This is a genomic window from Pseudomonas fortuita, assembly GCF_026898135.2.
Taxonomy (GTDB): domain Bacteria; phylum Pseudomonadota; class Gammaproteobacteria; order Pseudomonadales; family Pseudomonadaceae; genus Aquipseudomonas; species Aquipseudomonas fortuita.
Genome location: NZ_CP114035.2, coordinates 1655738 through 1669488, shown reverse-complemented (window position 1 = coordinate 1669488; position 13751 = coordinate 1655738). Strand labels below are relative to the sequence as shown.

General features: G+C 64.4%; 12 protein-coding genes. 4 read left to right on the top strand and 8 right to left on the bottom strand.

The window, feature by feature from the left end; all coding sequences use genetic code 11:
- Positions 1-31: 31 nt before the first annotated feature.
- From pepN to OZ911_RS07545, 6 genes are read right to left on the bottom strand one after another with little or no spacing between them, the layout of a single operon-like run.
- Positions 32-2689 carry an aminopeptidase N gene (pepN, locus tag OZ911_RS07570; RefSeq protein ID WP_016485541.1) on the bottom strand — a complete coding sequence of 886 codons (2658 nt, stop codon included), beginning with the start codon at positions 2687-2689 and terminating at the stop codon, positions 32-34.
- A gap of 13 nt (positions 2690-2702) precedes the next feature.
- The gene (locus OZ911_RS07565) at positions 2703-3533 is read right to left on the bottom strand and encodes a DUF2797 domain-containing protein (protein WP_016485540.1); all 831 of its coding nucleotides are present in this window, start codon (positions 3531-3533) and stop codon (positions 2703-2705) included.
- Positions 3530-3790 (bottom strand): YeaC family protein, encoded by a 261-nt coding sequence (locus OZ911_RS07560; protein ID WP_016485539.1) that lies wholly within the window; start codon positions 3788-3790, stop codon positions 3530-3532. Before OZ911_RS07560 ends, OZ911_RS07565 begins: the two co-directional genes overlap by 4 nt.
- Positions 3791-3803: 13 nt before the next feature.
- Complete coding sequence (locus tag OZ911_RS07555; protein WP_016485538.1) at positions 3804-4688, bottom strand: rhomboid family intramembrane serine protease; 885 nt, start codon at positions 4686-4688, stop codon at positions 3804-3806.
- Entirely contained in the window at positions 4685-5659 is a 975-nt protein-coding gene (locus OZ911_RS07550) for a metallophosphoesterase (RefSeq protein ID WP_169725181.1), read from the bottom strand. The genes OZ911_RS07555 and OZ911_RS07550 overlap by 4 nt, the downstream gene beginning before the upstream one ends.
- Positions 5656-6546, bottom strand: a complete 891-nt coding sequence (locus OZ911_RS07545; protein WP_016485536.1) for an NAD(+) kinase — start codon at positions 6544-6546, stop codon at positions 5656-5658. The genes OZ911_RS07550 and OZ911_RS07545 overlap by 4 nt, the downstream gene beginning before the upstream one ends.
- A gap of 88 nt (positions 6547-6634) precedes the next feature.
- On the opposite strand from OZ911_RS07545, the gene OZ911_RS07540 reads away from it, so the two are divergent.
- Together OZ911_RS07540 and OZ911_RS07535 are read left to right on the top strand one after the other, a co-directional pair.
- A complete protein-coding gene (locus OZ911_RS07540) occupies positions 6635-7567 on the top strand; it encodes a DUF1853 family protein (RefSeq protein WP_060519087.1) in 933 nt (310 codons plus the stop codon).
- Positions 7568-7782: 215 nt separating this feature from the next.
- Entirely contained in the window at positions 7783-8328 is a 546-nt protein-coding gene (locus OZ911_RS07535; RefSeq protein ID WP_016485535.1) for a cytochrome b, read from the top strand.
- On the opposite strand, the gene OZ911_RS07530 is transcribed toward OZ911_RS07535, so the two are convergent.
- A complete protein-coding gene (locus OZ911_RS07530) occupies positions 8280-9209 on the bottom strand; it encodes a 1-aminocyclopropane-1-carboxylate deaminase/D-cysteine desulfhydrase (RefSeq protein ID WP_023048585.1) in 930 nt (309 codons plus the stop codon). The genes OZ911_RS07535 and OZ911_RS07530 overlap by 49 nt on opposite strands.
- Before the next feature lie 88 nt (positions 9210-9297).
- Complete coding sequence (locus OZ911_RS07525; RefSeq protein ID WP_070086444.1) at positions 9298-11334, bottom strand: NADPH-dependent 2,4-dienoyl-CoA reductase; 2037 nt, start codon at positions 11332-11334, stop codon at positions 9298-9300.
- A 192-nt stretch (positions 11335-11526) separates the two neighbouring features.
- On the opposite strand from OZ911_RS07525, the gene OZ911_RS07520 reads away from it, so the two are divergent.
- Both OZ911_RS07520 and OZ911_RS07515 read left to right on the top strand, forming a co-directional pair.
- Entirely contained in the window at positions 11527-12645 is a 1119-nt protein-coding gene (locus OZ911_RS07520; RefSeq protein WP_023049504.1) for a nitrilase-related carbon-nitrogen hydrolase, read from the top strand.
- 4 nt (positions 12646-12649) lie between these two features.
- Complete coding sequence (locus OZ911_RS07515; RefSeq protein ID WP_070086443.1) at positions 12650-13690, top strand: AraC family transcriptional regulator; 1041 nt, start codon at positions 12650-12652, stop codon at positions 13688-13690.
- The last annotated feature ends 61 nt before the right edge of the window (positions 13691-13751 follow it).

The window sequence follows — 13751 nt, the reverse complement described above, 5'->3', positions numbered from 1 at the left end:
CGCGAAGAGGCCGGCACTGACTACAGAAAACTCAAGCCAGGCTCTTGCTCACCACTTCATACACATCACTGGACAGCTCACCCGAAGCCAGAATCCGCTCCAGCTCGCCCCTCATCAGCGCCTGACGCGCATCGTCATATTTGCGCCAGCGGGTCAGCGGCGCCAGCTGACGCGAGGCGATCTGCGGGTTCAGCGCATTCAGCTCGATCACCAGGTCCGCGAGGAAGCGATAGCCCGAACCATCGGCGGCATGGAAGTTGATCAGGTTCTGCCCGGCAAAGGCCCCAATCAGCGCACGCACCTTGTTCGGGTTTTTCAGGGTGAACGCCGGGTGCTGCATCAACGCCTTGACCCGTGCCAACCCGCCCGGCAGTGTGCTGGCCGCCTGCACGCTGAACCACTGATCCATGACCAGCGGGTTGTCCTTGAAGTGCTCGGCAAAGGCTTCCAGGGCCTTGGCCCGCTCGGCTTCGAACGGCGAGTTGACCAGCACCGCCAAGGCCGTGAGGCGCTCGGTCATGTTGTCGCACTGATCGAATTGTTCCAGGGTCGCTTCCAGCACCTGCGGCTTGCCGCTCTGCATCAGGTACGACAGGGCAATGTTCTGCAGGCTACGGCGGGCGAAGTGCTCGGCAGAGGCCACGTAGGCGGTGCCGCGCGACACTTCACGGTGGGCCTGATAGCGCGCCCACAGGGCGTCGAACAGCTGCTCGGCGATCTGCTGGCGGGCGAACTCGCGGGCTGCGTGGATGGCGTCCACGTCGGCCACCTGGCTGATCTCGGTGAGGTACGCCTCGCCCGGCAACGAAAGCATTTCGGCAACCATGGCCGGGTCCAGCGACGCGTTACCCAGCACGGTGCCCAGGGCCGTGATCAGGCGCTGGTCGAGTTTCAGGGCTTCGCCGCGTTGATGCTGGCCGATCAGCTCCTGCAACACCTGTACCGACAGTTGCTGCCCCGCTTCCCAGCGGTTGAAACCGTCGCTGTCGTGCTGCATCAGGAACATCAGCTGGTCGCGGTTGTAGGGGAAGCTGAGCTTCACCGGTGCGCTGAAGCCGCGCAGCAGCGAGGGCAGCGGCTTGGCCTGGATACCCTCGAAGGTGAAGGTCTGCTCGCCCTCGGTCACCGACAGCACACGGCTGGTACCGCCAGCTGCCGGCTCACCGGCCAGACGCAGCGGCAGGTCATTGCCTTGAGCGTCCAGCAGGCCCAGCTCGACCGGGATCACGAACGGAAGCTTTTCGGCCTTGTCCGGGGTTTGCGGGCAGCTCTGGCGGAAGGTCAGGCTGTAGGTTTGTGCAACTGCGTCATAGCTTTCGCTCACGTCCAGACGCGGGGTACCGGCCTGGCTGTACCAGCGCTTGAACTGGGTGAAGTCCACACCGTTGGCGTCTTCCATGGCCTTGATGAAATCATCGGTGGTCACCGCTTGGCCATCGTGACGCTCGAAATACAGGTCGCTGCCCTTGCGGAAGCCGTCGGCGCCCAGCAGGGTACGGACCATGCGCACCACTTCGGCGCCCTTCTCGTACACCGTCAGGGTGTAGAAGTTGGAAATTTCGATGAAGCTGTCCGGGCGCACCGGGTGGGCCATGGGGCCAGCGTCTTCGGCGAACTGGTGGGTGCGCAGGTAGGCGACGTCTTCGATGCGCTTGACCGTGCGCGAGTTCATGTCGGCGCTGAACTCGGCATCGCGGAACACCGTGAAGCCTTCCTTGAGCGACAGCTGGAACCAGTCACGGCAGGTGACCCGGTTGCCCGACCAGTTGTGGAAGTACTCGTGGGCGACCACGCCTTCGACGCGCTGGTGCGCGGCATCGGTGGCGGTTTCGGCACGGGCCAGCACACAGCTGGAGTTGAAGATGTTCAGGCCCTTGTTTTCCATGGCGCCCATGTTGAAGTCGTTGACCGCGACGATCATGAAGATGTCCAGGTCATACTCACGGCCGTAGACTTCTTCGTCCCAACGCATGGACTTCTTCAGGCTGACCATGGCGTGGTCGCACTTGTCGAGGTTTTCGGGTTCGACATAGATGCGCAGCATCACATCACGGCCAGACTGACGCGTAAACGTGTCCTCGACGCACCACAGGTCCCCGGCCACCAGCGCGAACAGGTAAGCCGGTTTCTTGAACGGGTCTTCCCAGGTTGCCCAGTGGCGGCCATCCTCGGCCGGGCCGCTGCCCGTCGGGTTTCCGTTCGACAGCAATACCGGGTAACGATGCTGCTCGGCGATCACCGTGGTGGTGAAAGTGCTCATCACGTCCGGGCGGTCGAGGTAGTAGGTGATCTTGCGGAAGCCCTCGGCCTCGCACTGGGTGCAGAACATCTTGCCGGACTTGTACAGGCCTTCCAGCGCAGTGTTGCGCTCAGGGTGGATCTTCACGCTGGTGTCGAGGGTGAAGCGTTCGGCCTTGGGATGGACGGTCAGGCTGTCGGCATCGACCTGGTAGTCGCCCGACTGCAGTTCCTGGTCGTCCAGCGAGGCACGCAGCAGTTCCAGCTGCTGGCCGTCTAGCACCAAAGGCGGCAGGCCGGCACCGCGTGCCGGGTTGCGGCGCATGACCAGTTGCGCGTGGACCAGGGTGTGGTCCTCGAACAGCTCGAAAGTCAGGTGCGTCTCGTCGATCAGGTACTCGGGCGCCTGGTAATCCTTCAGGTAGATCACTTGCGGTTGTTCGGTACGCATGTGCAGGTCCTTTTTACTGGAGCACGGCCAACTGGTAGGCCGTGTACTTGCGAATATTGATCACCCCGGTGTCAAAGATCAGATACTGGCCCTTGATGCCCAGCAGCGTGCCTTCGGCCACCGGGTCCTTGTCGAGGTTGAAGCTGACGATCTTTTTCGGGTAGGCCTCGACCGGGTAGTTCATCTGCACTACTTCGGCGTCGGGCAGCGGCTGAATCGCCTGCAGGCCAAAGCGCCCGTGCAGCTCGCGCAAGCCGTCGGCGCAGGCGTCGAAGATCTGCTCACGAATGGCGGGCAGGTCGAGCACCTCGGCATCGCCTTTGAGCAGCGTGCGCCAGTTGGTGCGGTCTGGCACCTGGCTGCGCAGTACATCTTCCACCAGGCCTGATTGCTGACGGGTGGCCACACGCATGATCGGCAGGGCCTGGCTGGCGCCCTGGTCGAGCCAGCGAGTGGGCAGCTGGGTGGCGCGGGTGATGCCGACCTTGATCCCCGACGAGTTGGCCAGGTAGACCACGTGGTCGGTCATGCAGAATTGTTCGCCCCACGACGGTTCGCGGCAGGTGCCGGCATCGTAGTGGCATTTTTCCGGGGCCATGATGCACAGGTCACACTGGGCCAGCTTGGTCATGCACGGGTAGCAGTAACCCTGGCTGAAACTGGTCTTGGTGCGCTTGCCGCAATGGCTGCAGTGAATGGCGCCGAGGTATTCCAGGCGCAGGCGCTGGCCGATCAGCGGGTTGACTGGCACCTGCGTGTCATCCAGCCGGAAGCTGTATTGCACCACGGGTGCCTGCAGGCTTACTGCCATCTTGCTCAACGAGCCACGAGCGAGTTCGATCAATGTACCGAGTCCGACTTGAACAGAATGTTGGCGATCGGCGCAGACTTCGATGCGCATTCCTGCGGGCCCATGTAACCGGTGCGCTGCTCTTCGGGCAGGTTTTTCATCTCCCAGGCGATGACCGCCTGCAGCGACAGCTCTTTCTGCTCGGCCGTGAGCTTGCGGCCATCCGACCATTTGCCGATTTCCACGGCCAGTTTCAGGCTTTCGTAGATTTCCGGGGTGATGTTTTCAATCATTTGCGCGAAAGTGGACATAGTGTCTCCTGATTCAAGCCGACAGTTTACGCCGGGCCAGCGCCCCACCCAAGAGCCCGGTCAGGCATCCGATGAGCAACCCACCAACATGGGCAGCGTTGGCGATCTGGCCAAGGCCCAGGGTGCCGACCACGCCGGTCAGGCACACCACCAGCCAGACCAGCATCATCACCAGTACGCCCTTGGGCAGGTTGAAGTGACGGTTGGGCGCCAGCCACTGGTACAGCCAGATATGCCCGAGCAAGCCGTACAGCACGCCGGACAGGCCGCCGAACAGGCTCGGCCCGCTGGTGTAGTGCTGGGCCAGGTTGGACACCAGGCTGAACAGCAAGGTCAGGCCCAGCAGCATCCACGGGCCCTGGCGCAACTCGATGCGCTTGCCCAGCTCCCAGTACCACAGGCTGTTCATGGCCAGGTGCAGCACGCCAAAGTGCAGCAGCATGGGTGATACCAGGCGCCACCACTGGCCTTGGTCCAGGACTTGCGCCAGCGAGCTGAAGTACAGGTAGTCGCCCTGGACGCGGAAGTCGAGGAAGGTAAACCAACTGATGGTGGTGAAATTGTCGCCCAGGCTGGTGAGGCCGGCGACGATGAAGCACAGCAGCAGCGTGAGGGTGGTGATCTTGCAGGCTTTGGCCTGCTGCACCAGGGAGGGTTGTGTGGGGCCGTTCGCAGGCCCCGCTCCCACAGGTTGCTCCACCGCCTGGAGGTCGGCGTTGCCGTCGGGGTAGCGCTGGTAGAGTTGCAGCACGTCTTCGGCAAGGGTGTCGGGGGCCCAGAGCACTTGGACATCGCCCTCCTCGCTGACCCGGTGCGGCACCTGCAGACGTTGCAGCAGGTGGACGAAGCCGCTGAGGTCAACCGACAGCGGCAGGCGCATCACTTCGATAATATTCATTGGTTGGCCTGTGGGCGGTCGACGTCGACCCAGACGAACTTGTGCGGGTCAATGCGGGTTTCATCATCCAGCCGGTAGGCGGCCAGTTTGCCGTAGAGCACGGCACTGTAGTCCAGGCAGGCCAGGTTGGCGCGGATCGGCGCTGGGCGGCCGCTGCGCCAGTAATGGCCCACGAACAGCAAGGGCTCGTCTTCGGCATAGCGCAGCAAAGCGTTCTTCTGGCTGTGGCTGAGCGGGGTACTGGCTACCTCCTCGGGCAAGGCATCGGGCTGGAACACGATGTCGCCATAGGTTTGCGGGTCTTCTTCCCAGAACTTGGTGCGGAAGAACGCGCGGGTCAGGCCGTCGCCGCCGGTCAGCGTCAGGCCGTCCGGCAGGCGCATGTCGGTGCCACGCAACAGGCGGTTGCACACCGTGTCGGCAAAACTGCCACTGACTGCCGAGGCCTGGATGAAGTGTTCATCGATGCGCCCGTCGGGGTATTGCTGGCGCAGCGGCTCGATCAACCGCGGGTCCCAGCAGGCGTGCACCAGGCGGAAGCGCCCGGCATCGATGAACAGCGGCAGCTGGTAGAACCAGTTGACGAAATCGTGCCAGTCGCCGGGGTGGTGGGCGAACTGGGTGAGGGTTTCGTCAATCAGCCGGGCGTGGCGTGGCGTGTGCTCGCGCACATAGGCCTTGCCGCTGCCGGGCAGTGCCGGGGTGACCCAGCCCAGGGCGTTATATTCGTGGTTGCCCATGATGCAGAACGCCTGGCCGGCCTCGACCATATCATGGACGATGTGCAGCGCCTCGCGAATGCGTGGCCCGCGGTCGACGATATCGCCCAGAAACAGCGCGAGGCGCCGCGGGTGGCGCCACACGCCGGCCACACGCTTGTAACCGAGGGCGTCGAGCAGGCGTTCAAGGGTCAGTGCACAGCCGTGTACGTCACCGATGATGTCGAAACTTCGCGCCGGATCGAGCATCAGTCGTCCCTGCTCCCCAGGCGGCTGCCCCAACCGAGCTTGGTGCGGCAGACCTCGTAGTAATTGTGGTCCAGCGGGTGAATCAGGCGCAGCTTCTGCGGCTTCTTGCTCACCGTGATGGTGTCGCCGGGGGCGCAGGTGAAGTGGTTCTGGCCGTCACAGGACACTTGCGGGTAGATCTGCAGGTCCTTGGACACCACGATCTTCAGCTCGCTGTTGCCGTCGACCACGATCGGCCGGCCCGACAAGGTGTGCGGGTACATCGGCACGATGACGATGGCGTCGAGCTTGGGGTGCATGATCGGGCCGCCGGCCGACAGCGCGTAGGCAGTGGAACCGGTGGGCGTGGCGACGATCAGGCCGTCGGCCTTCTGGCTGCAGACGAACTGGCCGTCGATGTAGATTTCGAACTCGATCATGCGCGTGGACTTGCCTGGGTGCAGCACCACGTCGTTCAGCGCATCACCCTGGCCAATGGCCTCGTGATGGCGACGCACCTCGGCCTGCAGCAGGAAGCGGTTTTCCACCAGGTAGTGGCCGTCGAGCACTTCGGCAACTTTCTCTTCCAGCTCGTCAGGGCGGATGTCGGTGAGGAAGCCCAAATTGCCACGGTTGATGCCCAACACCGGAATGTTGTGCCGGGCCAGGGCGCGGGCGGCGCCCAACAGGCTGCCGTCGCCGCCGACCACGATGACCAGGTCGCAGACCTCGCCCAGCAGCTTGCGGGTAGAGGTTTGCAGGCCATGGCCGGGTAGCACTTCGGCAATGGTGTCCTCGAGGATCACATGCAAGTGGCGATCGAGGAGGAATTTTTTCAGTCGGCGAATGGTGTCGAGCACCTGCGAGCTGCCAAGGCGGCCGATGATACCGATATTGCGAAATTGCTCCATGGGGCTCCTGCGGGGCTCTGCGACGGGTGACGATGGCCCGATTATGGGCGAAACCACCGGGTAGCGGCAAACCGGCTATGCTCGCAGGATGATGCCATTCGCCCTGCTCATCGACCTGCCCCGGCAGCTACGCCGCCCCGCCGTGCGCGACCTGGCCTGGGCGCTGCTGTCGCCGCCCCTGCTCAGCACCCCGCCCTGTCCCCAGCGCCACCCGCTGACGGGCAGCCTCTGGGCGCAGCAGCCGCAGCGTCTCGAGGGCTGGTTGCGAGCGCTGGATGCCGACGATCGCCCGCTGCAAGCGTGGCTGGCAAAGCTCGGCAGCCGGCGGCTGGGGCTTTACTACGAACGGCTGTGGCAATTTGCCCTGGGCCAGGCACCCGGCATCGAGCTGCTGGCGGCCAACCTGGCAATCCGTGACGGTGGGCACACCCTGGGCGAGCTGGACGTGGTGCTGCGCGACCGCGACGGTGTGCACCACCTGGAACTGGCGATCAAGTTGTACCTGGGGCCGCAAGACGCCGGGCACGACCCGCATGCCTGGCTGGGACCTGGGTGCCATGACCGGCTGGGGAGCAAACTTGCGCACCTGACGGGGCACCAGTTGCCCATGTCGAACGGCGCGCACAGCCGCGAGCTGTTGGCGCGGTTGGGGGTTGAGCAGGTGCAGGCACACGTGTGGCTGGGTGGCTACCTGTTCTATCCATGGCCTGGCCATGCCGAGCCACCCGCGGGCGCCAACCCGCAGCACTTGCACGGGCGCTGGGTGCGCCGGCGGGACTGGGTCATGGCAGAGGGTGAACATTGGCAGCCCTTGCAGCGGCATGCCTGGCTGGCACCTGCGCGGGTCGAGGCAGGTGAAGGCTGGACGGTGGAGCAGTTTGCGGCCTGGTTGCATGTGCTGGAGCGGCAGGCGCCGGCGCAGTTGCTGGTGAGGTTGGAGGCTGATGCCGAGGGTGCCTGGCAGGAGGTGGAGCGGGTGTTTCTGGTGGCTGATGACTGGCCGCACGTGCCCGGTGCCTGATGTTACCTGTACCGGGCCTATCGCCGGCAAGCCAGCTCCCACTGCACAGCCCAGGCTCAGCATCGTCCCTGTGGGAGCTGGCTTGCCGGCGATAGGGCCGGTGCTGGCAACACAATTTTCACAGACCTAGCGCAAAGATTTATTTCTGGTAACCACTACAGTGGTACCTGAGCGCCAGCAAGAGCGCCATTTTGACCTGATGACGAGGACCGATCATGGTTTCATCCAACCCCGCGACCCATTACGCACGCGTGTCCATCGCCCTGCATTGGCTGATGCTGGTGCTGCTGGCCGCTGTTTATGCGCTCATCGAACTGCGTGGCCTGTTCCCCAAGGACAGCGCCGAACGCAATCTGATGAAAGACCTGCACTTCATGCTCGGGCTGAGCGTGTTCGTGCTGGTCTGGCTGCGCCTGGCCATGCGCCTGAGCCGCCCTACCCCGCCCATCGTGCCCAAGCCGCCGGCCTGGCAGACCGGGCTTGCGCACCTGATGCACCTGGCGCTGTACCTGCTGATGATCGGCATGCCACTGGCCGGCTGGCTGATCCTCAGCGCCGCCGACAAACCTGTGCCGTTCTTCGGCCTGGAGCTGCCACACCTGATTGGCCCGGACCCGGACCAGGCCAAGTTCATCAAAGGCTGGCATGAACGCGTGGGCAGTTGGGGCTACTGGTTGATCGGCCTGCACGCCCTGGCCGGGCTGTATCACCACTACGTGCAGCGCGACAACACGCTGCTGCGCATGCTGCCCTTCAAGTAACCGCGCCGGCCCTGCAGGCCACCGGTATGCACAACGATCAGGCGAGTGCCGGGCGCAAACAGCCCGGCCTCGACCTGATCACGCAGGGCCAGCAGGGCCTTGCCGGTGTACAGGGTCTCGAGCGGTACACCACTGTGCTGCTCGCACCCGGCAATGAAGGCCAGCAGCTCATCGTCGAATTTGCCAAAACCGCCACGGCACGCATCGTGTAGCTGGTAGCCGTGTGTACCGGCCAATGCTGCCACCGTCTCCGGCACGCCATGATCCCTGGGCACGGCCAATGCGCCATGTACGACATGCGCACCCGCCTCGGCCAGCACCAGGCCGGCCAGGGTAGTACCGGTTCCAGCAGCCAGCCACCAGGCATCGTAGCCCGACCAGCCCAATGCCGTGAGCTGCGAACGCGCCTGCTGCATGATCAGCGCACAGCCCTGTGCACCAGCCGGGCCGCCGCCGCCTTCGGGGATGCAATGCCAGCCTGGGTAGCGTGACTGCCAGGGGCCCCAGAATCCGGTTTCGTTGCGCGCGCGGTAGCCGCCGTAGCCGAGCCAGTGCAGCTCCATGCCCAACGCCTGAAGGTCACGCACCGTAGGTGTTTCCTGAACGTGGCCCCGCAGCAGGCCGGCGGTGGCGAAGCCGAAGCGCTTGCCGGCGGCGGCCAGGGCGTGCAAGTGGTTGGAGTGATTGCCGCCAAGGCTGATCAGGCCCGGGGCTTTGCTGACGCTGGCTTGTTGCAGGTGATGGCGAAGCTTGAACCACTTGTTGCCGCTGACCAGTGGGTCGATCAGGTCCAGCCGCAGGATGGCGGCCTCGACATTGGCAGTTGCCAGCCAAGGCAGGTTCAGGGGTTGCAGGAGCGCTTGAGGGAGGTCGAAAAGCATCGTGCGAGTTTACCAGCGAAATCCTGGGGCCGCTGTGCGGCCGTTCGCGGGCAAGCCCGCGAAGGGCTGCAAAGCAGCCCCAGCAATCTCAGAGTTCCGCCGCCAACCTCGAACCTTGGTTGATCGCCCGTTTGGCATCCAGCTCGGCCGCCACATCAGCCCCGCCAATCAGGTGCACGGACTGCCCCGCCGCCACCAGGCCGTCCTGCAATTCGCGTAGCGGATCCTGGCCAGCGCAGATCACCACGTTATCCACCGGCAGCACCTGCGGCTCGCCGTCGGCCACACGAATGTGCAAACCGGCATCGTCGATACCCAGGTACTCGACACTGTTAAGCATCTGTACCCGCTTGTTCTTCAACCCGGTGCGGTGAATCCAGCCCGTCGTCTTGCCCAGGCCATCACCCACCTTGGACTTCTTGCGCTGCAACAGGTACACCTGCCGCGCCGGCGCATGCGGCTCGGCCTTGATCCCGGCCACACCGCCACGTGCCTCAAGACGGGTATCGATGCCCCACTCCTGCCAGAACGCCTCACGGTCCTGGCTGGTGGCCACGCCTTGGTGCACGAGGTATTCGGAGACATCGAAGCCGATACCACCCGCACCAATGACCGCGACCGCCTTGCCTACCGGCTTGCGTTCAAGCAGCACGTCCAGGTAGCTGAGCACCTTGGCATGCTCAACACCGGGAATGGCCGGGGTACGCGGTGCGATGCCAGTGGCCAGGATGATTTCGTCGTAGCCGCCGCTCACCAGCGCCTGCACGTCGACACGGGTATTCAGGCGCAGGTCCACGCCCGTGCTCTTCACCTTGTTGCGAAAGTAGCGCAGGGTTTCAAAGAATTCTTCCTTGCCCGGCACCCGCTTGGCCACGTTGAACTGCCCCCCGATTTCGCTTGCGCCGTCAAACAGGGTCACCGCGTGGCCCCGCTCGGCCGCCACGGTGGCCGCAGCCAGGCCAGCCGGGCCGGCGCCGACCACGGCAATGCGCTTCACTGCCCGCACGGGCAGGTAGTTGAGCTCGGTTTCGTGGCAGGCACGCGGGTTGACCAGGCAACTGGTCAGCTTGCCGCCGAAGGTGTGGTCCAGGCAGGCCTGATTACAGCCGATGCAGGTGTTGATCTCATCGGCACGGCCAGCCGCTGCCTTGTTGACGAATTCCGGGTCGGCCAGGAACGGCCTGGCCATTGAAACCATATCCGCATCGCCTTCGGCCAATACAGCTTCGGCCACTTCCGGCGTATTGATACGGTTGGTGGTGATCAACGGAATATTCACTACCCCACGCAGCTTGGCCGTGACCTTGCTGAATGCCGCACGCGGCACCTTGGTGGCGATAGTGGGGATACGCGCTTCGTGCCAGCCGATGCCGGTGTTGATCAAGGTCGCGCCAGCCTGCTCGATGGCTTTGGCCAGCAGCTCGATCTCGTCCCAAGTGCTGCCACCCTCAACAAGGTCGAGCATCGACAGGCGGAAGATGATGATGAAATTCGGCCCTACCGCGCCGCGTACCCGGCTGACGATTTCCACCGCCAGGCGCATGCGGTTTTCATAGCTGCCGCCCCAGCGATCGGTGCGGTGGTTGGTGTGGGCGGCGAGGAACTGGTTGATGAAGTAGCCTTCCGAACCCATGATCTCGACGCCGTCGTAACCCGCGCGCTGGGCCAGTGCCGCGCAATTGACGAAGTCGGCAATCTGTTTCTCGATGCCCTCCTCGTCCAGCGCCTTGGGCGTGAACGGATTGATCGGCGCCTGGATCGCGCTAGGTGCCACCTGCCGAGGGCTGTAAGCGTAACGCCCGGCATGCAGGATCTGCAGGCACACCTTGCCACCCGCCGCGTGCACGGCTTCGGTGACGATGCGGTGCTTGTCGGCCTCTTCTTCGGTACTGAGCTTGGCCGCGCCGGAATACACCCCGCCTTCATCGTTGGGCGCAATGCCCCCGGTGACCATCAGGCCGACGCCCCCACGGGCGCGCTCGGCAAAGTACGCAGCCATGCGCTCGAAACCACCAGGGCGCTCTTCGAGGCCGGTGTGCATAGAGCCCATCAGGGTGCGGTTGCGCAAGATAGTAAAGCCCAGGTCCAGCGGGGCGAGCAGGTGCGGGTAGCGGTCGGCAGCCATGGAAAAGTCCCCTGGTGGCGTGATCACGGTATGCGGGCACCTCACTGGTCGGCGGGGCCCGTCGTTTGTCTGTCAGCGAGATTAAACAGCCGTTTGAATGGGCTCAATGATCGAAAATGACAAGTTATTGATCCTGACGTACAGCCGGACTACCCTAGGGAACCCTCGGTTCTCAAGGCCTCGTCCTGTTCCATGCGAAAACTCCTGGCAAGCGCGCTGGCGCTGGTGATGATCGCCTCCCTGTGCGGCTACGGCTTCTGGACCCAGCAGCGCCCAGAAGGCCACTACCTGTCCGACCTGCGCATCGAGCTGGCCCTCAACCATGGCGTGCCGGGCGAGCACGGTAATCTGCTGGGCGTCGAGCCGCTGCTGTACCCGGGCGACTACCAGAACCTGCAACGCCTGCACCGCAAGCTCGCGGCTTATCTGGAGCAAGCCCGCGCGCAAGGGCTGGTGAGCCCGCGCACGGTGGTGGTGCTGCCGGAGCACATCGGCACCTGGCTGTGGGCGCGTGGGGAAAAGAATGAGCTTTATCAAGTCACGCACAGCCGCGAGGCCTTGCAGTGGCTGGAGCTGAGCAACCCGCTGCGCTACGGCCTGGCAATACTCGGCGCAGACGGCGACGACTGGCGCGCTGACGCGCATTTGCGCATGAAGGCCGAGCAAATGGCCGCAGACTATCAGCAGTTGTTCGGCGGGTTGGCCAAGGAGTTCGGCGTCACCCTGGTGGCCGGCTCCATCGTGCTGCCCGCACCCTATGTCAAACAAGGCGTGCTGCATGCCGGCAGTGGCCCGCTGTTCAACAGCAGCCTGGTGTTTGCCGCAGATGGCTCGCTGCTGGGCCAGCCACAGCGCCAACAGTTCCCCGACAGTGAAATCCGCCGCTACGTCCATGATGGCCGCCAGCAACCGCTGCAAGTGGTGCAAACCCCGGCCGGCCGCTTGGGTGTCCTGGTGGGCAGTGACAGCTGGTATCCGCAAAACCATGAGCAACTGGCACAACAAGCGGTACAGCTGATCGCCAACCCGGTGTTCCTCAGCGGCAAGGGTAGCTGGGAAGCGTCATGGCGCGGCAATCGCCACCAGGACGCCAGCGCAGGGCTGGCCCTGCAACGGGGCGAGGTCAGCGAACAGACTGCCTGGCAACGCCTGACCGAGGCAGCCGGGGCCAGCGTCAGCAGCATGAGCGTGTTCATGCGCGGGCAGTTCTGGGAGCAGGCCAGCGACGGCCAGGGCTTTGCCCGACAGTCGGGTGAGTTGCTGACGGGTCCCCCCAGCCCTGGCGCCCGCCTGCTGAATCTGTGGCTGTAGGCTCATGACCCGCCCCCGCGTACGCCTGGGCGACCTTTCGGTAGGCTTTGTCCAGCCGCTGACAGAGGCCCTGCGCGAACTGGGGCACGACCCCGAGCCCCTGCTGCGCCGTTATGGTCTGGGTGCGCCCCGCCTTGCCGAGGCCGGCGCGCGCTTGTCGATCCCCCGTTACATGCACCTGGGCCACGCAGCCATCGAGCTGAGCGGCGAGGCCGCACTGGGCCTGCACATGGGCCGCCTGAGCCGCCTTGCGCATGCCGGCCTGGCCGGGGTCACCGCCGCCCAGGCACCGACACTGGGCGACGCGGCGCGCACCCTGCTGCGCTTCGAGCCACTGTATGGGGCCAACTACCGTGGCCACTCCAGCTTTGAGGAAGACGCCCAAGGCGCCTGGTTGCGTTTCTACTCCATCAGCCCTTACAACGCCTACAACCGCTTCGTGGTCGACTCACTGCTTGCCGGCTGGCTGGCGCAACTTGCCGACCTGGCCGGCACACAGGTGCAGGCCGAGCGCCTGGACATCGAGTTTGCCGCCCCTGCCTACGCCAAGTGTTATCAGGCGCTGTGCAACACACCTGTACAATTCGCGGCCGAGGGCAACCAGCTGCGGCTAAGCCGCGCAACCCTGCAACTGGCCAACCCAAGGCATTGCCCGAGCACCTGGCAGCACCTGCTGCAACTGTGTGAGGCAGAGCTGCTGCAACGCACACGGGTGCGCAGCCTGGGTGAACGCATTACCCACTTGCTGGGCCCGCTGCTCAATGGCGGCCGTGAACCGGACCTGGAAGAAGTGGCGCTGCACTTACAGCTACCGACCTGGACGTTGCGCCGCAAACTCGCCGAAGAAGGCACGCGCTTTCGCGACCTGCTCAACGAAACGCGGCGCGACCTGGCCGAGACCTATATCCGTGACACGGAGCTGGCCTTCGGCGAGATTGCCTATCTGTTGGGGTTTGCTTCGGCCGAGGCCTTCCAGCGCGCATTCAAGCGCTGGACGGGCCTAACGCCGGGGGAGTTCCGCCGCAACCAGCGGCGGGCGGGCTAAAGCTCGGTAGCGTCTTCAGCCGGTTCCGGGGTGTCCAGTTCGTAAGCCTGGGTTTCGAGTA